Genomic DNA, 21,082 nt, shown 5'->3' on the forward strand with positions numbered 1-21,082 from the left:
GGCGTGCGTGGAGGAACCACGCAGTGTTCGGGTGGGATGATCGATCCACGCCGACGATCCCGACCAGTACTCGACCTCCGCGCCCTCACCGGCGCACGCCACGAGGCCCCGTGCTGGAGCGCGGGGTGGATCGGGGTGGTGGACGGGAGAACGCTCGGTTCTTGCCGGTGCACTCGACGCGATGCGCGAGCACTGCGTCGGCCACCCGGCTCCAGTGCTGGTCATCCGGCTCGCCCCCGTGCCTGACGGCGCGGCGGGATCGGATGTTCACATCGGCGGAAACCCACGACCCTGTGAGCGGTGAAACGAACTGGACTAGCCTGTCACGGGGATGAGCCCGAATCAAGAGTCCTGGATGGGATGTGCCTGTGACCGCTGACGCGAACGGGTCCCGCGGACCCCGCCCGGCCGCCTCCCGGCCGCTCGGTCTGGTGGTGCTGATCGCGGTCCTGGCCCTCGAGACGCTCGCCGTCGCCGGGGTCGCGGCGTGGCTCGTGCTCGAGCTGCTGACGACCCGGGCCGACACGGTCGGCGGAGGGATCGCCATCGTCGTCCTCGCGCTGATCGCCGTGTGCTGGGCCGCCGCGACGACGCTCGGCGCCGTGCGACGGCGCGGCTGGATGCGCGCGTCGGCGCTGACGATCCAGCTGGTGATGATGGCGGTGGCGCTCGGCGCCTTCCAGGGCCAGTACGCCGTGCCCGACATCGGCTGGGCGCTGCTGGCGCCGGCCGTGGTGGCCGTCGTCGCGCTGTTCCTCCCGAGCGTGGTCGCCGCCACTCGTCGCGATCCGGCCGTGTAGCCGGACGGCTGGCGCGCCGCCGCTCGCGGGTGCGACGCTGGAGGGACCCCCTCCTCGACACGGAAGCGACGCGCATGGACTCCACCCGACTCGGCTCCAGCGGCCTGCAGATCTCCTCGATCGTCCTCGGCTGCATGAGCTTCGGCGCTCCCGACCGCGGGGCCCACGGCTGGAGCATGGGCGAGGAGGAGTCGCGGACCTTCCTCCGGCGGGCGCTGGACCTGGGGATCACCACGTTCGACACGGCGGACGTCTACTCCGACGGCACGAGCGAGGAGTTCGTCGGCCGGGCGCTCGCGGACTTCGCGGTCCGCGAGGAGGTCGTGATCGCCACGAAGGTCCACGGGCGGATGCGCTCCGGCCCCAACGGCGGCGGCCTCTCGCGGCGGCACATCCTCAGCGCGATCGACGACAGCCTCCGGCGTCTCGGCACGGACTACGTCGACCTCTACCAGATCCACCGCTGGGACCCCGAGACGCCGATCGAGGAGACGATGGAGACGCTCCACGACGTCGTCCGCTCGGGCAGGGCGCGCTACATCGGCGCCTCGAGCATGTGGGCGTGGCAGTTCGCGAAGGCGCAGTACACCGCGGATCTGGGCGGCTGGACGCGGTTCGTCTCGATGCAGGACCAGTACAACCTGATCCAGCGCGAGGACGAGCGCGAGCTGCACCCCTTCTGCGTCGACCAGGGAGTCGGCGTGATCCCGTGGTCGCCGCTCGCCCGGGGCCGGCTCACCCGCGACTGGGACGAGACCACGGCGCGCACCGAGACCGACGTCTTCGGCGGCACCCTCTACCGCCAGCAGGAGGAGGCCGACCGGCGGACCGTCGCGACCGTCGCACGCATCGCCGAGCAGCGCGGCGTGCCCCGTGCGCAGGTGGCGCTCGCCTGGGTCCGGCAGCAGGAGGCGGTCACCGCTCCGATCGTCGGAGCCACGAAGCTCCACCACCTCGACGACGCGGTCGCGTCGCTGGACGTGGAGCTGACCGCCGACGAGCTGGAGGCGCTGGGCGCCGACTACGCACCGCGCGCCAACGAGGGGTTCTGATCCGGCCGATGCGCCACCGCTGATCCGCCCGAGCGGTCTCCGCTATGTTTCCTCTCGAAGATGACGGAAGCTCGGATCGGGAGGCGGCATGGCGAGGAGTGCTGGGGATCCGCTGGGGGCGCGCTACCGCCTGCTCGAGCGGATCGGCTCGGGTGCCGCGGGCGAGGTGTGGCGCGTCGCCGACGCGCAGGGGCCGGACCGCGCGGCGAAGCTCCTCCGCGGTGAGCACGTGCACGACGCGGGCCTGGTCGAGCGGTTCGTCCGTGAGAGGTCGGTGCTCACCCGTCTGCGGCACCCGCACGTCGTGGAGGTGCTCGACCTCGTCGTGGAGGGGGAGACGCTCGGGATCGTGATGGAGCTCGTCGGCGGCGGATCGCTGCGGGAGCTGCTGCGGGACGAGGGCACCCTCCCGGCGGTCGATGCGCTGCCCGTGGCGGCCTCGATCCTCGACGCTCTCGCCGCCGCGCATGCGATCGGCACGGTCCACCGGGACGTGAAGCCCGACAACGTCCTGCTCGCGGAGGGTGCGGAGGATGCGGGCTCCGCCGTCCGCGTCTCCGACTTCGGCATCGCTCACGTGGTCGCCGAGGGGCCGCGCGCGACGACGGGTGTCATCGGGACGCCGGAGTACCTCTCGCCCGAGATGCTCGCCACCGGAGCGGCCGGCCCGCCGAGCGACGTCTACTCGACGGGGATCCTGCTCTACGAGCTGCTGTGCGGCCGGACCCCGTTCGCGGGCCCCGGCGCCGACGTCGCGGTCGCCTACCGGCACGTCGCGATGCTCCCGCCGCCGCTGGATCTGCCGCCGCGGCTCGCGTCGCTCCTGGACCGGATGCTCGCGAAGGATCCGGCGTCGCGGCCGACGGCTGCGGAGGCGGCGGGGATCCTGCGACGCCTCTCCCCGGCGCTGGCCGGGCTGCCGGCGCTGCCGCGCGCGGCGGGCGCGGCGGAGTTCGAGGAGGCCGAGCGCCCGGGCACGGTCCTCCGCGGGATGGCGGTGGAGATGTCGTCGGAGCCGGTGGAGGAGGGGCCCGCTCCCGAGCTCGGCCCGTCGTCGCAGGCGACCGTGCTCCGCCCGGTGCCGCGCCGCGAGCTGCGCCTGGTGGAACGGCCGTTCGAGGCTCCAGCTCGGCGGGGGCGCGGCGGACGTCTGCGGATGATCCTCGCCGCCCTCGGCGCCGGCGTCCTGCTCATCGGGGCGGTGCTCCTCGCCGTCCAGCCGCGCGGCGGCGGAGCACGGGCCTCGGCGCCGGATGCCGACCTGTCGGCCCGGCAGCAGGACCGGCCGCTGCCGACGGGCCTCGGAGTGACGCGATCGGCCACCTGGGACGCGGAGCGACGGGCCGTGGTCGTCGAGATCTCCTACTCCGCCCAGAGCGCGCCCCTCTCGGGGTCCTTCCTCGAGGTGCTGCCGGGCCCGGACGCCGCGGCGGCGTGCCCCGCGGCCAGCTGGTCCGGAGTGACGGCGGTGCGCAACCGGCCGAGCGTCACCGGAGTCGGGGTCGGCTGCGGTTGGAGCCTGACGGACCTGCACGTCCCGGCGCAGGGGATCGTCGACGTCACGGCGACCGTGCCGATCGCGGTGGCCGAGCAGAGCGCCCTGGACGGGTGGCTGGCGGCGGCAGCGTCTGCGACGGCACAGGCCGTGGCCGACCCTGCGGTCACCGGGACGGCGTATCCCGTGCAGCGGCTGCGGGATGTGCGGATCGAGACTCCCGCGCGGACGGTCGGCCGGACCCCGCTGCCGGTGACGCTGGTGCCGGTCTGGCCGAGCGGGGCCGACCCCGTGAACCCCCTGCTCGCGACGCCGTCGTCCGCGCCGGCGAGCAGCATGCTCGACGCGATCGCGGGCGGAGTGGAGGGCGTGCGGTTCAGCGACGGCTGCGGCGGCGCGGTCGCCGTGTCGTCCGACGGGCTGACGGTGACCGCCCTCACGGTGACTCCGTCCTGCGAGCTGCGCGCCCGAGTGGGCGCGTTCTCGGACCTCTCGAGCAGTCCCTTCGCGATCACCACTCGCGAGTGAGTCGACCTCCCGCGCCAGTGTCGAGCCGTCGACGCCACGCGAGCCGTCTGTGCTGTCTTGCCTTCTACCATGACGAGACATCCTCATTAAACGACGGTGGAGTGGGGAGCGGTCGGGACGGTCCCGTCCGCAGGGGTAGAAAGGTGTGATCCATGTCACGTGTTCTCTCGACCGACGAGGCGAAGTCCGCGATCCAGCAGATCCAGTCGATCGTCAACGGCGGCCTCGCCGATCAGATCAGCCGGCTCGACGCACAGGGGCGGACACTGTCCGATCCGAACGTCTGGGACGGTCCGCTGGCCTCGCAGTTCCGCTCGTCGACCTGGCCGGAGACGAAGTCGGCCCTCGAGAAGGCCAAGCAGGAGCTCGAGGAGCTGCGCAGCCAGCTGGCGACGATCTCGCAGAACATCTTCGCCGCCGGCGGAGGGAGCTGACCGGCCGTCCCGCCCCTGCGTGCTCCGGCGAGCGGGGGCGGGACGTGCTCGTCGTCTCCGCGCTCCTTCCTCCGCGCTCCTCCATCGGTGCGTCTCGGGGTCGTCGGAGCGCTCTCGAGGAGGATGCGCCGATCGACTCGGTGGCGGAGGCGCGATCACCCGCCCGAGGGCTGATCAGCCGCCGTCCGCCGGCGTCGGCGAGACCGACTGAACGAAGTGGATCTCGCCGTCGAGGCTGACGAAGCCCCGGCCCACCGTGGGCGGGACGGGGAAGCGCCGCGGGATCTGCGCGCCGAGGAGAGTGCCGTCGTTGTCGACGTCGGGCTGGAGCAGCAGCACGGAGCGGGAGGCCGCCGCCTTCTTCGTCCAGTTCCCGAAATGGCTGCGGAGCTCGCTCGACCGGCCGGCCAGCACGACGCAGAGTCCCGGGCGACCCGACGAGACCAGCCTCATCAGCGCCTGGTCGGTGTCGTCCCAGCGCTCGGCGTCGTCGAGGAGGAGCAGCACCGGGCCCTCCTCCGTCGACAGCGACGCGAGGAGGGTGCGGAGCTCCTCCGCGCCCACGGCGAGTCGGTCGAGGTCGGCGCCCCTCAGCGGGGAGCGTCGATCGCACACTCCCCAGACGGCGACCGAGCCGGCGGCCCGCGCCGCCTCGGCCAGGGCGAGCAGCACGGTCGACTTGCCCGATCGGGCGGGTCCGGCGATGACGACGTGCTCGCCCTCGAAGACCTGGAACGCCAGCGGGGCGAGGTCCGACTCGCCGAGGCCGATCGGGAGCAGCCACGGCTCGCGATCGAAGCGGGCCTCGATCCCGAGTGCGCTCACGGCGACCCTGTCGGGAAGCGTGCCGACCGTGCTCGTCCTGCCGCGCGCATCCGGCCAGGCGGCCGCGAGCTCGGCGATCGCGTCGTCGAGACCGGCCCTCGGAGTCGCGACCTGCGTCTGCAGGAGCGACGAGGTGAGAACGCAGCGCCCCGGCACCGCTGCCGGCGCCTGCACCGGCTTCACCCCGGCGGCGGCGTAGTCCTGCGGGTCGGCGAGGCGGAACAGCCACTTCTGCGTCGTGACCTCCTCCATCACCGAGTGGATCGCCCTCGCCCGGGTGCTCGTCACCGCGAAGTGCAGGCCGAGCTCCGGTCCGTCGGCGTAGGCGCGGGTGAACGCCTCCATCAGAGCCAGGCCCTCCCAGTCCTGGAACTCGTCCTTCAGAGTCGCGAGACCGTCGACGAGCACCAGCGCACGACGGTGGCCCCCGGGCGATGCTCGGCGCCGGCGCACCTCGTCGCGCAGGTGACGGAGGAACCGGGTCTGCTTCTCGTGGGATCCGCCACCTGCGCCGACGTATGAGACGGTGTGCGGGAGTCGCGCAAGCGGGGCGGAGTCGCGGGAACCGGCATCGAGGACGTAGAGGTCGAGCTCGTCCGGGGGGAAGTGGCGGGCGGCCGTCAGCGCGATCGACGCGACCGCCGTGCTGGTGCCGCTGCCGGGGATGCCGATGAGGAGCAGGTTCCCCTCGCCCAGATCCCAGCCGGTCGGCGTCCGGCGCTGCCGGTCGGGGTCGTCCGAGAGTGCGACGTGCAGGACGTCGCCGACGACGCGACCGAGGTCGGACTCCTCCGCGCCGAAACCGCTGAGGGCCACGGTGTCCTCGAGCGGCTCCGGCCAGATCGGGCGGGGAGGGCCGAAGCCCGAAGCGGCGTCCGCCTCGACCACCGCGTCGATCAGGAGGTCGAGATCGGTCGGGGCGGTCTCGTCGGCGGCGACCGGGGAGGGGCCCTCGACCGGGACGCCTGTGTGTCCGACCGGGCGGACCTCGATCGCCTCGACGGCCGCCGCCTCCGCGCGACCGGTGACCAGCGCCGTCTGGACGGGCGAGATGTCGTTCTGGCCACGCTTCACGTACGCCCGGCCGGTCTGGGAGCGGGAGATCTCGGCCGCGCTCGCGACTCCGATCACGTCGGCGGAGTCGTCCCGGCTCTGCACCCGGAGGGCGACGCGGAGGTTGGTGTTGGCGAGGATGTCGTCGTTCACCACTCCGGCCGGACGCTGGGTGGCGAGGATCATGTGCACGCCGAGCGTCCGGCCGACCGCGGCGACGCTCACGAGGGACGTCAGGACGTCGGGATGCTCCTTCGCGAGAACGGCGAACTCGTCGACGATGAGCAGGAGCCGCGGCATCGGCTCCGGCGGCGAGGTGGCCCAGTACGCGTCGAGGTCGTCGACACCCTCGCCGGCGGCGGCGAAGAGCCGCTGACGACGCCGCATCTCGGCCTCGAGCGAGCGCAGCGCGCGGTCGGCGAGCTGGGCGTCGAGGTTGCTGATGGCGCCGATCGTGTGCGGGAGCCGCTCGCAGGACGCGAACGCTGCACCCCCCTTGAAGTCGATGAGCACGAAGGTGAGGCGCGTCGGATCGTTCCAGGCCGCGAGGCCGGCCACGAAGGAGCGCAGGAACTCGCTCTTGCCCGAGCCTGTGGTGCCGCCGACGAGGCCGTGCGGGCCGTCGGCGACGAGATCGAGCACGAGCGGACCGTGCTCGGACGAGCCGACGGGCGCGCGCACGCCCCGGGCGCTCGACCACCACCCCCGGACGTCCGCGGCGGTCGGACGATCGGCGCCCAGCAGGGGCGGCAGCCGCACGAGCGCGGGGAGAGCCGCCCCCGCGGTGACGAGCTCCGGGTCCTCGAAGCGCGCCAGGTCGCGCGCACAGCGCTCGGCCGTGGAGGAGGCGAGACCGGCGAGCACCACGTCCTCGACGGTGATCCGCTCGTCGGGCCGGGAGAGGACCGCTGAGGCGTCCGCTCCGACCCGGACGACGACCGTGCAGGAGGCTGGGAGCTGCTCCTCCGACGCCGCGAGCACGAGGCCGGAGATCCGGATCGCCGCCTCGCGCTCGCCGCGGCCGAGTCCGAGGAGCTCGCGCGCCGGAGCGGCGCGTCCCTCGGTCAGCACGTCGGAGTCGAGCACCAGGAGCACGCGCGGCGAGTCCTCCTCGCGGAGGGCGCGGAGGAGCTCGGAGCTGCGGTCGCGCCGGTCGGAGAGTCGGCGTCCGCCCCCGGGCAGACGCGTGTGGGGGAGCCAGGAGGCCCAGCTCCAGTCGGAGTCGCGTCGCCGGTCGCAGAACACCCCGATCGCCAGGTCGGCCGGACCGCAGTGGACCGCCGCCTGGCAGAGCAGGCTCCTCGCCAGAGCGAGGCCGCCCTCGCGGTCGCCGACGATCCCGACGACGCCCGAGTCCGCGAGATCGATGGACACCGGCGCGCTCGGGACGACGCTCACCGCGAGGATCGCCCGCACCTCCTCCTCGAGCCGCGGCACTCCGCGCTGATCGAGCGGGGGTGACCACGGGACGTCGCCGACCCCGATGTGCAGGCGGAGCACATCGGCGGAGGTCGCGCGCCGCTGCCACAGCGACGTGGCGGGCAGCGCCGCCCGGCGGATCGTCGTCGCCGGGTCGGGCGCGTCCTCCTCGAGGCGGGCCCGTTCGACACGCGCGGAACGGGCGATGTCGTCGCGGAGCGTCTGCAGCGCCTCGCCGTAGCGCTGCTCCTCGGACCGGGTCGCTCGGGCGTGCCGGTGCCGCTGCTCGAACCACAGGCCCACTCCGGCCACGGGGCTGAGCGCGGCGAAGAGGGCGTAGCGCGCATCGCCCATGATGAGGACCATCGCGAAGGCGAGGACGAGCGGCGCGGCGACGGTGATCACGCTGAAGGTCGTGGCGGAGGCGATCTCGAGGCGGGCCGGCGGGACGACCGCCTCGCCGGCCGCCGGACGTCCCGGTCGCGGCGGCCGGTTGAAGGGCACGGTCGCCGTCGCGGAGACGTTGTCCGCGCTCCCCGGCTCGGGCGCGAGGAGCTCGGGGGGCGCGGGGCGCAGCAGGAGGGCCGCCCCACCGGCGATCACGACCGCGGCGTCGGAGACGAGGACCCCGTCCCCGGTCGCGGAGACGCCGTCGACCAGGGTGCCGTTGGTGCTGTCGGCGTCGTGCACCCGCAGGCCGTCGCCCTCGTGGGTCACCGAGAAGTGCTCCCAGGAGGCGCTCGCCGTGTCGAGGACGACGTCGGCGTGCGGGGAGCGGCCCACGATCAGCGCGCGGGCCCGCGGGATCTCGACCACGGCTCCCGCGCCGAGACCGCCCGACAGCACGGCCGTCCACCCGCGGGCCGCGGCAGGTCGGGGCAGGGGGGAGCGGGCGATCCGCGTTCCCTCGAGCAGCAGCAGATCGGCCAGCCGGGTCTCCACAGGATGCAGGGCGGTGTCGACGGCGAGGGCCGTCCCGGGCGGGAGGCGGTGCCCGGTGGCGGTGGCGATCAGCTCGCCGAGTGTCGCGGAGTCGCGGTGGCGGCCGAGGTCGATGTCGGAGCGGGTGCCGTCGAGGTCGAGGAGGAGTCGCACCGGGGGCTCACGGTCGGGGCTGTCCGGCGAACCAGAGCAGCGGCGGGTCGGCGGGCCGCAGGCCGAGGCGCTGCGGCGAGGAGTGGAGGGGGAGTGCCGGGACGTCCAGAGCGTGCGCGGCGCCGAAGTCGAGCGGCGGACCGGCGAGCCCGTCCGCCGGTCCGATCGTGGATCCCCGGAGTGCGGCGGCGACCGCCGCGGGTTCTCTGCTGCCTGCGACGGCCGCGGCTCGCACCAGCGCCACGACGGCGTCGTGGCTGGGGGCGTCCGCGACCGCGGCGAGATCGCGGAACGCGCGGTCGCCGAGGAGGGTCGTCCGCGCGGCATCGTCGGCGGTCATCCGCACAGCCCCCAGGAACGCAGAGGCCGCGCGCCCGCGCTCGTCGCCGCGGAGAGCGACCGCGTCGCCGGAATCCGTGCCGATCGTCGTCAGATCTCCCGAGAGGGTGCCTCCGGCCGCGGCCAGGGCGGGAGCGAAGGCGGGGCTCAGCGCGTCGGGCGTGAGCAGGATCGGGACGGACGCCCCCGCCGCCTGCAGAGCGGCGACCGCCGTCGCCTGCGCCGCGGCGGGGCCGGACACGACGACGCGCTCGACCGCCGGCTCGCCCTCGAGGTGCGGGCGGGCGGCGGTGATGATCACGTCCGCGGCGGCGCCCGGATCGGCGGTCACCGTCGCGGCGGGCGAGAGACCGGTCGGGGTGCCTCCACCGGTGTCGACGAGGAGTACCCGGGCGCCTCCGCCGGCCTCCTCCACGAGTGCCGCGTCGGCCGAGGCGGTGTCGGGTCCGAGGGACCAGACGCCGTCGCCGGGCATAGCGGGGCCGCCTCCGTACGGGAGGACGGCCGCTGTCCCCGCTGCCCGAGCGGCGTCCACGGCCGCAGCGGTGTGGATGCCGTGGGTCGCGAGGACGAGGCCGGACACGCCCTGCCCCGTCAGCTCCTCGACGGCGGCGCGGGCACCCTCGGGCGTCCCGTGGTCGTCGACGGCGACGAGACCGATCTCGCAGCCGCCCATCGCTGACCGGTGCGCTGCGACGACGGCACCGTTCGCCGCGTCCTTCCACTCCGCGCCCTCGCCCGGAGCCGAGCTGAGCGAGACCACCACCCCGAGCGTCAGCTGCTCGGGCACCCGGGCGCACGAGAAGCCGACAGGCAGAGCGGCGACCTCCGTCATCGGAGCCGACTGCGGCGGCAGAAGGGAGACGAAGGCACCGCTGACGCCGAGGAGGGCGACGGCGCCGCCGACCAGCATCGTGGTCCGTCGAGCGGTGCGGGGGTGCTGCGCCGCGCGCCTGCCCGGGCGGGTCATCGCTCGTCCCCGATCCGGAAGGAGTAGACCGTCCGAGTCCGCGTGCCCTCGGGCAGGTCGAGGTGGAACGCGGGAAGCGCATCCCCGGCTCGGAGGGAGGCCCGCTCCTGGGCCTGCGCCAGCAGGATGCCCGAGACGTCCTCGGACCGCACCGCGGCGTAGCCCCGTGCGCTCTGCGAGGCGAGGGCGAGCTGCACGTCGGCGGTGCCGACCTTCGCGGCACTCGTGGTCATCGATCCGAGCAGGCCGGAGCCGCCGACCGTCCGGTCGCCGAGGTCCAGGAGCACCTTGTGCAGATCGGCTGCGAGGAGCGCGGCGGCCGCGTCGGTGTCGCGGGTCGAGGCGTCGATCGTCGTCGCGATGCCGGCCAGGGAGGCGCGCGTCCGCTCGGAGACGGCCCCGCCGATCCGGGCCTCCGCGGTGCGGAGATCCCGGTGCCCGGCGTCCACCGTCGCCGCACCGTCGGAGCGGATGCCGGAGGAGGCCGTGCGCAGACTCGAGACCGACCGGCCGAACATCGCGACGACCGCGTCGGCGTCGGCGCCGGAGCGCGTCGAGATCCGCCGCACCTGCTCGTCGAGGAGTGCGGTGACCGCGGATGCGGCGGCCGTGTCCGCCTCGGCGAACGCCTCCTGGATCGCCGGTGCGAGAGCGTCCTGCTGGGCGCCGAGAGCGTCGATGCGGGTGCCGAGGGCGTCGCGCTGAGCGGTCAGCGCGTCGACGCCGGTGCGGAGGGAGGCGAGTAGGCCGGTGAGGCGCGCGTCGTCCGCGCCGGCCGTCGCGCCGGCCTCGGCCACGCCGCTGCGGACCGTGGCGAGCGCGGCGCGCAGGGCGGCGAGGTCGGCACTAGCGCCGGTGCTGCCGACGGTGGAGGCGACGGCGGTCCACGCGTGGACCTGGTCGCTCAGCCGGTCGGCCAGGGGGGCCGGATAGCCGTCGGGAGCGTCGAGGCGGCCCGTGCCGGAGCAGGGCGTCGCGGTCAGGTAGGCGCGGAGCTCCTCGACGGAGCCCCGGGTCACCTCCACGGGTGCGCGCGTCGGGCGCCCGGTCGGCGTGGGTGCGGCAGCAGGGGACTGTGTCGCCGGCGACAGCTCGCAGAGCCGATCGGCCAGCTCCTGGTTCTGCGCCGACAGCGACCCCGTGCTGGTCGGCGTGCCGAGCTCGTCCAGGGCGGTCGTGGCGGCGGTGCCGACCGAGGCGACCGTCGTCTCCAGGCCCGCGGTGTCCGCGTCGAGCTCGTCCAGCGTCGCCGACAGGGCGGCGAGTGCCCGGGTGACGGATCCCTCCGGGTCGGCCAGGGTGTCCACCGAGGCCGACGCGGCGTCCACCTTGCTCGCGAGGGCGGCGAACCCGGCCTGCACGCCGTCCATCAGCTCCGGCTGCAGAGAGTCGACGAGGTCCTGCCCGCGATCGAGCATCCCGAGCAGCACGGTGTCGACGGCGGCTCCGGAGGCGGCGAGGGAGCAGGTGGTCGAGGGTGCCGTGCAGGTCTCGGCGGAGGGCTGTGCCGGCCCCGCGGCAGCACGGACAGCCGCGACGACCTCGTCGCGGCAGGACTCGGCCGCCGTCCCGTACGCGTCGAGCTCGGCCGTGAGCCGCAGCAGCTCGGAGTGGATCGAGCCGGAGCGGCCGCCGTCGACGGCGACTCCGCATCCGCTGCCCGAGACCGTCGGCGGCGGCACCGCGGCCGATGTGTCGCCCAGCAGGGCGTCCACCGCGTCGATCGCCTCGGACAGCTGCGCCAGCAGGCCGGACTCGGTGCCCGAGACCGTCGACGACAGCTGCGCCCGGAGCGCGCCGAGCTGCCCGGAGAGGCTCTGCATCGAGGCCGCCGTCGAGGCGGCGCCGGCCCGCAGCTCCTCGGCCGTGCGGACACCGAGAGTCTCGGAGGTCGCGTCGAGCGAGGCCCGCACCTCGGCGACGGTGGTGCCGGCCTGGGTCAGCAGGTCGTCCACCGCGGTGACGACCTCGATCGTGCGGCGCTCGAGGGCGAGCGGCGAGGCGTCGGAGGAGTCGAACGCGGCGCCCAGCGCCCCCTCGGTGGTCGGGTCGGTGCTCAGGCCGGGCTGGACCGCCAGGTCGAAGGCGGGGACGGCGAAGTCGGCGACGTCGGCGACGAGGGTCAGCGTCGCCGTCGCGCCACCGCCCGGGGGAGCGAGGAGAGCGGCCCACTGCACGACGGCGTCTCCGTGCTCGTCACGGCTGAGCACGCCGTTGGTGACGGCCCCCGACTCGCTCTCGGTGACGACGCGACTCGGCGAGACGCCCGGCAGGACCGCGGAGGCTGCGATCGTCAGCGGAGCGCCGACGAGTGCACTGCGGCGGGCTGCCCGACCGGCCGCGTCGAACGCGACCTCCTCGGGTCGGACCGTCAGGTTCTCCACCGCGAGCGAGATCTCGATCCGACCCGAGCGCCCGGCGAGGCCGGCCGGATCGGTGCCCGAGGCGTCGGCGGTACGCCACGAGGGCCGCACACGGACCGGCAGGTCGGCGGCGACCTCGGGGGGATTGTAGACGGTGGTGGTCGCCGAGGTGTCGGACGGGTCGTCGCCGACGGCGAGGGCCGTCCCCTCGATCGCACGGACACCCCCGTCGAACGAGACGGCGACGGACACCGCCTGCAGCACCCTGGCGGCGGTGAGCGCCGGCTCCGGTGGCGTGCAGCCCGCCAGTACAGCGGCCACGACCGCGATCGCCGCTGCGGCCGTCGTCCTGCGAGCATTCGAGCGCACCCTGACCACCCCTCGTCCCGACGGGGCACCGGGCGGTGCCGCTCACGTCGACATGAGAGATGCTCGCAGATGAGCGGAACCCCGAGAGCCGGTGGCGCACGATGACCTGCACCGCGCGCCCCGGGGTCAGACGAGCTTCAGCTTCTTGCGGAGCGCCTGCACGTGCCCGGTCGCCCGGACGCCGTACTGCGCGAACTCGAGCGCTCCCTCGGCTCCGACGACGAACGTCGAGCGCAGCACGCCGACGACGGTCTTGCCGTAGAGGCTCTTCTCGCCCCACACCGCGTACGCGCGGTGCACGGTCATGTCGGGGTCGCTCAGCAGCGGGTACGCGATGCCCTGGGCGTCGGCCCAGCGGCGCAGCGCCTCCGGGGCGTCCCGCGAGATCCCGAGGACCTCGTAGCCGGAGTCGCGGAGGGACGCCGCGTTGTCGCGGAAGTCGCAGGCCTCCGTGGTGCAGCCGGGGGTGTCGGCCTCGGGGTAGAAGAACAGGATGACGCGCCGTCCGCGGTAGTCCGCGAGCGAGACGGGCTCGCCGTCCTGGTTCGGCAGCGTGAACTCCGGAGCGGAGTCGCCGGCGGCGAGGCGCGCCTCGGCGGGGAGGGGGGAGAGGTCGGTCATCGTCTGCTTCCGTCGGTCGTGGCGAAGGTGGTCAGGAGGCGCTGGAGCGAGTCGAGGCGCTCCGGTCCGCTGGCGCCCAGCAGTCCGCCCTCGACCGCCTCGATGATGGCGCAGTCGGGGGAGTCGGGCAGGTGCGTGCAGCCGCGCGGGCAGTCCCGGGCGATCACGGCGAGTGTCGTGAACGCGCCGAGGATGTTGTCGGTGTTCACGTGGCCGAGTCCGAACGAGCGGACGCCGGGGGTGTCGATGACCCAGCCGTGCCGGTCGCCGCGCTCCACGCGGAGCGAGACGGTGGAGGACGAGGTGTGCCGACCGCGGCCCGTCACGGTGTTGACGCGCCCGATGGCCCGGTGCGCGTCCGGGACGAGCTTGTTCACGAGGGTGGACTTGCCGACTCCGGAGTGCCCGACGACCACGGTCTCGTGGCCGAGGAGGGCGTCGGCGATCTCGTCGACCGGCGGCTCGTCCTGGCTCGAGAGGAACACGCGGAGGTCGAGCCCCTCGAAGTTGCGGAGGAACGGGGCCGGGTCCGCGAGGTCGGTCTTGGTGATGCAGAGCATCGGAGTGATCCCGGCGTCGAAGGCGGCGACCAGGTAGCGGTCGACCAGCCGGGTCCGGGGCTCGGGGTCGGCGGCGGCCACCACGCAGAGCATCTGGTCGGCGTTGGCGACGATCACGCGCTCGATCGCGTCGGTGTCGTCGGCGCTGCGGCGGAGGAGGGTCGACCGCTCGCGGATGCGGACGATGCGGGCGAGCGTCCCCTCGTCCCCGCTGGAGTCCCCGACCACGTCGACGCGGTCGCCGGCCACGATCGCCTGGCGCCGCAGCTCGCGGGCCCGGGCCGCCGTGAACTCGTGCTCCTCGGGCGTCCCGTCGCCGATCATCACCGTGTAGCGACCCCGGTCGACGCCGAGCACCATCGCGATCTCGGCGTCCTCGTAGGCGGGCCGGTTCTTGGTCCGGGGCTTCGTGCCCTTCGGGTTCGGGCGCACCCGCGCGTCCGACTCGTCGTACCCGTCGAAGTCGTCGAGAGCACCGTCGGCGTCGAGGCCGCTGTCCGTCCACCACGACACGGGTCAGACCGATCCGGCGAGGGTCGTCCACAGCTCCGGGAACTGCGGGAGGGTCTTCGCTGTCGTCGCGACGTCCTCGATCACCACGCCGGGGACCACGAGGCCGATCAGAGCGCCGGCGTGGGCCATGCGGTGGTCGGAGTAGGTGCGCCAGCGGCCGCCGTGGAGCTCGGCGGGCTCGATGCGCAGACCGTCCTCGAGCTCCGTGACCCGGCCGCCGAGGCCGGTGATCTCGGCGGCGAGGGCGGCGAGGCGGTCCGTCTCGTGGTGGCGGATGTGGCCGATCCCGGTCAGGGTGCTGGGAGTGGAGGCCAGCGCGGCGAGGGCGGCGAGGGCGGGGGCGAGCTCGCCTCCCTCCGACAGATCGAGGTCCACGCCCAGGATCTCGTCGCCGCCGGTGACCACGAGGTCCTCGCCGTCCCGCTCGACCCGGGCGCCGAACAGCGGCAGGATCCGCTCGAGGTGCGCCCCGACCTGCGTGGTGACGGTCGGCCAGTGGCGCAGCCGGACGCGGCCGCCCGTGACGAGGGCCGCAGCGAGGAACGGCGCGGCGTTCGAGAGGTCGGGCTCGATCAGCACGTCGGCGCCGGCGATGGGCTGCGGCGCGACGGTCCACTCGCCGTCGGCGGGCGTGCCGACCTCGACGCCCCGTGCCGCCAGTGCGGCGACGGTCATGTCGATGTGGGGCCGGGAGGGGACGGCGCTGCCCTCGTGGCGCAGGTGCAGTCCCTCCTCGAAGCGTGCGCCGGCCAGCAGGAGCGCCGAGACGAACTGGCTCGACCGCGAGGCGTCGACGACGACGTCGCCGCCCCGGACGGCCCCGGAGCCGTGGACGGTGAAGGGGAGCGCGCCGCGGCCGTCGTCGGCGACGTCGACGCCGAGCGCGCGGAGGGAGGCGATCGTCGCCCCCATCGGCCGCTTCGCCGCGTACGCGTCGCCGTCGAAGGTGGTGGGGCCGAGCGCGAGGCCGGCCAGCGGCGGGACGAAGCGCATCACGGTGCCCGCGAGCCCGCAGTCGATCGTCGTCGAGCCGAGCAGCTCCTCCGCGGGCTCCACGACCAGGTCGGCGCCGAAGCCGCCGGTCGAGCCGGACTCCCGGATCGTGGTGCCGAGCGAGCGCAGCGCCTCGATCATCAGGGCGCTGTCGCGGGAGTGCAACGGCGCCCGCAGCGTGGAGGGCCCGTCGGCCAGCGCAGCGAGCACCAGCTCCCGGTTGGTCAGCGACTTGGAGCCGGGCAGGCCGACCTCGGCGTCGAGAGCGCCGGCCGCGAGGGGTGCGGGCCAGGCGTCGTCGCCGGGGAGCGCACGGGCGTCGCCGTACGGATCGAACTCGGGAGCGGAATAACGCGAGAAGACCATCGGTTGTCAGGATAGTCGGCGCGCAGGGCGTCGTCAGGAGCGTGACGGAGGCGGAGCATGACGGCAGCACCCCCGGTCCTCCGGAGCAGCAGGCCCGTCGCCCGGAGGCGCCCTCGCGCCGCAACCCCGGTCGTCCGCCGCGCCGCCGCTCTAGAATCGCTCGTGATGACTCGCGACGACGAACCCCGCACCACCCCCGCCGACGAGGCTCCCGAGCCCGCCGACGCGGAGCAGACGATCGTGGAGACCGTCGAGGAGTCGCTGGACGACGCCCCGGTCGAGGCTCCCGTCGATCTCCGCTCCCTCTTCGAGCAGCAGGCGCTGCCCTTCATCGACCAGCTCTACGCGGCCGGTCTGCGGATGACGAAGAACCCCTCCGACGCGCAGGACCTCGTGCAGGAGACGTTCGCCAAGGCCTTCGGCGCGTTCCGCCAGTTCGAGCAGGGCACCAACCTGAAGGCCTGGCTCTACCGCATCCTGACGAACACGTTCATCAACTCGTACCGCAAGAAGCAGCGCGAGCCCTATCAGAGCGCGATCGACGAGCTCGAGGACTGGCAGCTGGGCGGCGCCGAGTCGACCACGGCCACCTCCAGCCGCTCGGCCGAGGCGGAGGCGATCGACCACCTCCCCGACACCGCGGTGAAGGAGGCGCTCCAGGCGATCCCGGAGGACTTCCGGCTCGCCGTCTACTTCGCCGATGTCGAAGGCTTCTCCTACCAGGAGATCGCGGACATCATGAAGACCCCCGTCGGGACCGTCATGAGCCGGCTGCACCGCGGCCGGCGCATGCTGCGCGAACGACTCACCGACTACGCACGCGAGCGCGGATTCCGCGCCGCATTCACTTCCGGGAGCACGAAATGACCGACAGCGGCTGCACGAAGGCGAAGGCCGAGCTCGAGGAGTACCTCCACAACGAGCTGTGCAAGGAGGACGCCGCCGACATCCGCGAGCACATGGCGGGATGCGGCGACTGCGCCGACGAGGCGAAGGTCGGCGTGGTTCTGACGGTCGCCGTGCAGCGGGCGTGCAAGGAGACGGCGCCGGAGGACCTCCGCGCCCAGGTGCTCGGCATGCTCCGCGACGAGCACGCCGCGCACTCCCAGGCGCCCGCCCGCCTCTAGGCGCAGCACGACCCGGGGAGCCCCGGCCGTTCGAGATCTCCCGCGCACCGCGGGCCCTCGAGGGGCCGGGGCTCCGTCGTGTCCGGCGGCCTCCGGTCGCCGCGGCACCCGCACGTCGCGAGCGCTTCTGCCGGTCTCTGTGGGCCTGCGGTCAGGCACGGTCCGCCCGCAACGCGACGGGCCCGCCGGAACACGAGGTTCCGACGGGCCCGACCGCGTCGTGCGGACCGCGGATCAGCGGGTGAGCGCCCGCGACAGCAGGTCGGCCTGCTCGGAGGCGTGCCGCTTGGCCGAGCCGGCCGCGGGGGAGGCCGCGGACGGCCGCGAGACCACGCGCATGGACCGGCCCAGCTTCGGAGCGACCTCGAGGGCCATGAACGGCCAGGCGCCCTGGTTCTCGGGCTCGTCCTGCACCCAGACGAGCTCCGCGTCCGGGTAGCGCTCGGCGATGCCGCGCAGCTCCTCGATCGGCGCCGGGTAGTACTGCTCGACCCGGACCAGCGCGATGCCGTCGTCGGGCTTCTTCTCGAGCTCCGCCTTGAGGTCGTAGTGGACCTTGCCGGCGTGGAGCAGGACGCGCTTCACGGCCGAGGCGTCCTGGATCCGCGCGTCGTCGATCACCGGCTGGAAGCGGCCCGAGGTGAAGTCCTCGACCGGGCTCGAGGCTCCGCGTAGACGCAGCATCGCCTTCGGGGTGAAGACGATCAGCGGTCGGCGGGGCCGGGAGTAGGCCTGGCGGCGCAGCAGGTGGAAGTAGGACGCCGGCGTCGACGGTCGCGCGACGGTCATGTTCCGCTCCGCGCACATCTGCAGGTAGCGCTCGATCCGCGCCGACGAGTGGTCGGGGCCCTGGCCCTCGTAGCCGTGCGGGAGCAGGAGCACGAGCGACGAGCGCTGGCCCCACTTCTGCTCGGCGGAGGAGATGAACTCGTCGATCACGATCTGGGCGCCGTTCGCGAAGTCACCGAACTGCGCCTCCCACAGCACGAGCGAGTCGGGCCGCTCCACCGAGTAGCCGTACTCGAACGCCATCGCCGCGTACTCCGAGAGCAGCGAGTCGTAGATCCAGAGCCGGGCCTGCTGCTCGGACAGGTTCATCAGCGGCAGCCACTCCTGGCCGTTCTCGCGGTCGTGGAGGACCGCGTGGCGCTGGACGAAGGTCCCGCGGCGCGTGTCCTGGCCGACGAGGCGCACCGGGGTGTCCTCGAGGAGCAGGGAGCCGAGCGCGAGCAGCTCGCCGAAGGCCCAGTCGATGGAGCCGGAGCGGCTCATCTCCTGGCGCTTCGCCAGCAGCTGCTGGAGCTTGGGGTGCACGGTGAAGCCCTCGGGCGGCGTCGTGAACGCGTCGCCGATGCGGGTCACGACCTCGGTCTTCACGCCGGTCACCTCGGGCTCGCCCGGGTAGTCCTCGCCCTGCTGCGCGTCGGGCAGCTCGAGGTCGGCCACGGAGTCGCCGTCGGCGGTGATCACGGGGATCGCGCCGGTCTGCGCGGCGTGGGTCTCGGCGAACGCACGCTCCAGGCGGTCCTGGAAGTCCTGGTGGGCGCGGTCGTACTCCTCCTCGGTGATGTCGCCGCGGCCGACGAGCGCCTCGGTGTAGAGCTTGCGGACAGAGCGCTTGGCCTCGATCAGGCTGTACATCAGCGGCTGGGTCATCGAGGGGTCGTCGCCCTCGTTGTGCCCGCGCCGGCGGTAGCAGATCAGGTCGATGACCACGTCGCGGTGGAACCGCTGGCGGTACTCGAACGCGAGCTGCCCGACGTGGACGACCGCCTCGGGGTCGTCGCCGTTCACGTGGAAGATCGGCGCCTGGATCGTCTTCGCGCCGTCGGTCGAGTAGATCGAGGTGCGGGCCTCGTGAGGGGGAGTCGTGAACCCGACCTGGTTGTTGATGTTGATGTGGATCGTGCCGCCGGTGCGGTACGCGCGCAGCTGCGACATCTGCAGGGTCTCGACCACCACGCCCTGGCCCGCCATCGCGGCGTCGCCGTGCACGAGGATCGGCAGCGTGGTGAAGGTGCCGATGGGCTTGCGGTCCTGCTTGGCGCGGACGATGCCCTCGAGCACGCCGTTCACGGCCTCGAGGTGCGAGGGGTTCGCTGCCAGGTAGACCGGGATCTCCTCGCCCGCCGCGCCGCGGAAGGTGCCCTCGGTGCCGAGATGGTACTTCACGTCTCCGGAGCCCTGGACCGTGCGCGGATCCTGGGTGCCCTCGAACTCGCGGAAGATCTGGCCGTAGGTCTTGCCGGCGATGTTGGTCAGCACGTTCAGGCGGCCGCGGTGGGCCATGCCGATCGCGACCTCGTCGAGGTGCTCGTCGGCCGCGCCCTGCAGGACGGCGTCGAGCAGCGCGATGAGCGACTCCCCGCCCTCGAGCGAGAAGCGCTTCTGGCCCACGTACTTGGTCTGCAGGAAGGTCTCGAAGGCCTCGGCCTCGTTGAGCTTGCCCAGGATGCGCAGCTGCTCGTCGTGGCCCGGCTTCTCGTAGCCGCGCTCGAGCTTCTGCTGCATCCAGGCGCGCTGCTCCGGGTCCTGGATGTGCATGTACTCGACGCCGACGGTGCGGCAGTACGAGTCGCGGAGGATCCCGAGGATGTCGCGCAGCTTGAGCTGGCGCTTGCCGCCGAAGCCGTCCGTGACGAACTCGCGGTCGAGGTCCCAGAAGGTGAGGCCGTGGCTCTCGATGGCGAGGTCGGGGTGCGAGCGCTGCACGTACTCCAGCGGGTCGACGTCGGCCATCAGGTGCCCGCGGACGCGGAACGAGTTGATGAGCTCCTGCACGCGGGCGGTCTTGGAGACGCGCTCGGCGAGGTCGACGGCGATGTCCGTGGACCAGTGGATCGGGTCGTAGGGGATGCGCAGCGCGGCGAAGATGTCCTCGTAGAAGCCGCGGCCGCCGAGCAGGAGCTCGTGCACGATCTTGAGGAACTCGCCCGAGCCGGCGCCCTGGATGACGCGGTGGTCGTAGGTCGAGGTCAGGGTGATGGTCTTGCCGATGCCCAGCTCGACCAGCGTCTTCTCGGACGCGCCCTGGAACTCCGCCGGGTACTCGAGGGCGCCGGCTCCGATGATGCAGCCCTGGCCCTTCATCAGGCGGGGGACGGAGTGGACCGTGCCGATGCCGCCGGGGTTCGTCAGCGAGAGCGTGGTGCCCGCGAAGTCGCCGGCGACGAGCTTGTTGCCGCGCGCGCGCTTGACCAGGTCCTCGTAGGCCGAGAGGTAGGCCGTGAAGCTCAGCGTGTCGGCGCGCTTGATGCTCGGCACGAGCAGGGCGCGCGTGCCGTCGGGCTTGGGCATGTCGATCGCGATGCCGAGGTTGACGTGCGCCGGGGCGACGACCGCGGGCTTGCCGTCGACCTCGTCGTAGAACACGTTCTGGCTCGGGAAGTCCTTGAGCGCGCGGATGAGCGCCCAGCCGATCAGGTGCGTGAACGAGACCTTGCCGCCGCGGGTGCGGCGCAGGTGGTTGTTGATGACGATGCGGTTGTCGATCATCAGCTTCGCCGGGATCGTGCGGACGCTCGTCGCGGTGGGGATGCTGAGGCTGGCGTCCATGTTGGTCGCGAGGCTCTTCGCCATGCCGCGGAGCGGGGTGACGACGTCCTCGTCCGGCGTCGAGTCCTCGGCGGAGGGCTTGCTCACCGGAGCGTCGGCCGGGATCGGCTGCGCCTTCGGCTGCTTCGACGTGGTGCGGGAGGCGGGGGTCGACTCGGAGGAGGAGGCCGCGGCGGGATGGGTCACGGCGCCTCCGCCGCTCGACGAGACGCGTTCGGCGGCAGCGGCGGGCTTCGAGGCGGCGGGCGCGGGGGCCGCGGCGGGAGCCGGAGCCGGAGCGTCCTTGCCGGAGTTCGCGAGCTGGGCGCCGTAGCGCTCCAGGATGGGCCACCAGGACTCGTCCACCGAGGCGCGGTCGGCGCTGTACTGCTCGTACAGCTCCTCCACGAGCCACTCGTTGGCTCCGAAGTCCTCCGCGCCCTGCTCTGTTCCTGCTCCGGTCAACTGGCTCGACACAGCCGATCGCCCACTCTCTCCGTTGATTCGTCCTCGATCATCCGGACGGGCCCGTCGCATCCCTCGGCGCCTGCCACCGCGGCGGAGGAGGTCGTCCTCGCACCAGCGGGAACCGGTGCCGTCGCCTGGTCCCGTCCCGGTCGCCAAGC

The 21,082-nt window shown here is 73.5% G+C and carries 13 protein-coding genes; 6 read left to right on the forward strand and 7 right to left on the reverse strand.

What is annotated here, in order from left to right; all coding sequences use genetic code 11:
- Positions 1 to 368 precede the first annotated feature (368 nt).
- The 4 genes from C5C82_RS02265 (at position 369) to C5C82_RS02280 (ending at position 4,309) form a co-directional block, all read left to right on the forward strand.
- On the forward strand, positions 369 to 800 hold the full coding sequence (locus tag C5C82_RS02265) for a hypothetical protein (RefSeq protein WP_104354542.1): 432 nt from the start codon (positions 369 to 371) through the stop codon (positions 798 to 800).
- A 74-nt stretch (positions 801 to 874) separates the two neighbouring features.
- Complete coding sequence (locus C5C82_RS02270; protein ID WP_104283369.1) at positions 875 to 1,852, forward strand: aldo/keto reductase; 978 nt, start codon at positions 875 to 877, stop codon at positions 1,850 to 1,852.
- An 88-nt stretch (positions 1,853 to 1,940) separates the two neighbouring features.
- The gene (locus tag C5C82_RS02275) at positions 1,941 to 3,875 is read left to right on the forward strand and encodes a serine/threonine-protein kinase (RefSeq protein ID WP_104354543.1); all 1,935 of its coding nucleotides are present in this window, start codon (positions 1,941 to 1,943) and stop codon (positions 3,873 to 3,875) included.
- Positions 3,876 to 4,027: 152 nt separating this feature from the next.
- Complete coding sequence (locus C5C82_RS02280; protein WP_104224124.1) at positions 4,028 to 4,309, forward strand: pyrophosphorylase; 282 nt, start codon at positions 4,028 to 4,030, stop codon at positions 4,307 to 4,309.
- Between the two features lie 174 nt (positions 4,310 to 4,483).
- Here C5C82_RS02280 and C5C82_RS02285 read toward each other — a convergent pair whose 3' ends face one another.
- From C5C82_RS02285 to aroA, 6 genes are all read right to left on the reverse strand, one after another.
- Positions 4,484 to 8,701, reverse strand: a complete 4,218-nt coding sequence (locus C5C82_RS02285) for an FtsK/SpoIIIE domain-containing protein (RefSeq protein WP_104354544.1) — start codon at positions 8,699 to 8,701, stop codon at positions 4,484 to 4,486.
- A 7-nt stretch (positions 8,702 to 8,708) separates the two neighbouring features.
- The gene (locus C5C82_RS02290) at positions 8,709 to 10,010 is read right to left on the reverse strand and encodes a hypothetical protein (protein ID WP_146085945.1); all 1,302 of its coding nucleotides are present in this window, start codon (positions 10,008 to 10,010) and stop codon (positions 8,709 to 8,711) included.
- Complete coding sequence (locus tag C5C82_RS02295; RefSeq protein WP_146085946.1) at positions 10,007 to 12,742, reverse strand: hypothetical protein; 2,736 nt, start codon at positions 12,740 to 12,742, stop codon at positions 10,007 to 10,009. The genes C5C82_RS02290 and C5C82_RS02295 overlap by 4 nt, the downstream gene beginning before the upstream one ends.
- Positions 12,743 to 12,868: 126 nt before the next feature.
- Entirely contained in the window at positions 12,869 to 13,363 is a 495-nt protein-coding gene (gene bcp / locus C5C82_RS02300) for a thioredoxin-dependent thiol peroxidase (RefSeq protein WP_104232788.1), read from the reverse strand.
- Entirely contained in the window at positions 13,360 to 14,436 is a 1,077-nt protein-coding gene (rsgA, locus tag C5C82_RS02305) for a ribosome small subunit-dependent GTPase A (protein ID WP_104224119.1), read from the reverse strand. The genes bcp and rsgA overlap by 4 nt, the downstream gene beginning before the upstream one ends.
- A 3-nt stretch (positions 14,437 to 14,439) precedes the next feature.
- Positions 14,440 to 15,795: a 3-phosphoshikimate 1-carboxyvinyltransferase gene (aroA, locus tag C5C82_RS02310; RefSeq protein ID WP_104283374.1), complete on the reverse strand. Its 1,356-nt coding sequence runs from the start codon at positions 15,793 to 15,795 to the stop codon at positions 14,440 to 14,442.
- 165 nt (positions 15,796 to 15,960) lie between these two features.
- Between aroA and C5C82_RS02315 the strand changes: the two genes are divergently transcribed.
- Both C5C82_RS02315 and C5C82_RS02320 read left to right on the forward strand, forming a co-directional pair.
- Positions 15,961 to 16,662 carry a sigma-70 family RNA polymerase sigma factor gene (locus tag C5C82_RS02315; protein ID WP_104224117.1) on the forward strand — a complete coding sequence of 234 codons (702 nt, stop codon included), beginning with the start codon at positions 15,961 to 15,963 and terminating at the stop codon, positions 16,660 to 16,662.
- On the forward strand, positions 16,659 to 16,922 hold the full coding sequence (locus C5C82_RS02320; RefSeq protein WP_104325360.1) for a zf-HC2 domain-containing protein: 264 nt from the start codon (positions 16,659 to 16,661) through the stop codon (positions 16,920 to 16,922). The genes C5C82_RS02315 and C5C82_RS02320 overlap by 4 nt, the downstream gene beginning before the upstream one ends.
- Before the next feature lie 234 nt (positions 16,923 to 17,156).
- On the opposite strand, the gene C5C82_RS02325 is transcribed toward C5C82_RS02320, so the two are convergent.
- Positions 17,157 to 20,933 carry a multifunctional oxoglutarate decarboxylase/oxoglutarate dehydrogenase thiamine pyrophosphate-binding subunit/dihydrolipoyllysine-residue succinyltransferase subunit gene (locus tag C5C82_RS02325; RefSeq protein ID WP_181068290.1) on the reverse strand — a complete coding sequence of 1,259 codons (3,777 nt, stop codon included), beginning with the start codon at positions 20,931 to 20,933 and terminating at the stop codon, positions 17,157 to 17,159.
- Positions 20,934 to 21,082: the final 149 nt, after the last annotated feature.

The sequence above is a fragment of the Rathayibacter sp. AY1D5 genome, from assembly GCF_002932515.1.
Classification (GTDB): Bacteria; Actinomycetota; Actinomycetes; order Actinomycetales; family Microbacteriaceae; genus Rathayibacter.

Excerpts from the sequence above, each read along its gene's own strand:
- C5C82_RS02320 (WP_104325360.1), top strand. The coding sequence starts at position 16,659 with ATGACCGACAGCGGCTGCACGAAGGCGAAGGCCGAGCTCGAGGAGTAC.
- C5C82_RS02270 (WP_104283369.1), top strand. The coding sequence starts at position 875 with ATGGACTCCACCCGACTCGGCTCCAGCGGCCTGCAGATCTCCTCGATC.
- C5C82_RS02290 (WP_146085945.1), bottom strand. The coding sequence starts at position 10,010 with ATGACCCGCCCGGGCAGGCGCGCGGCGCAGCACCCCCGCACCGCTCGA.
- C5C82_RS02315 (WP_104224117.1), top strand. The coding sequence starts at position 15,961 with ATGACTCGCGACGACGAACCCCGCACCACCCCCGCCGACGAGGCTCCC.
- bcp (WP_104232788.1), bottom strand. The coding sequence starts at position 13,363 with ATGACCGACCTCTCCCCCCTCCCCGCCGAGGCGCGCCTCGCCGCCGGC.
- C5C82_RS02275 (WP_104354543.1), top strand. The coding sequence starts at position 1,941 with ATGGCGAGGAGTGCTGGGGATCCGCTGGGGGCGCGCTACCGCCTGCTC.
- aroA (WP_104283374.1), bottom strand. The coding sequence starts at position 15,795 with ATGGTCTTCTCGCGTTATTCCGCTCCCGAGTTCGATCCGTACGGCGAC.
- C5C82_RS02280 (WP_104224124.1), top strand. The coding sequence starts at position 4,028 with ATGTCACGTGTTCTCTCGACCGACGAGGCGAAGTCCGCGATCCAGCAG.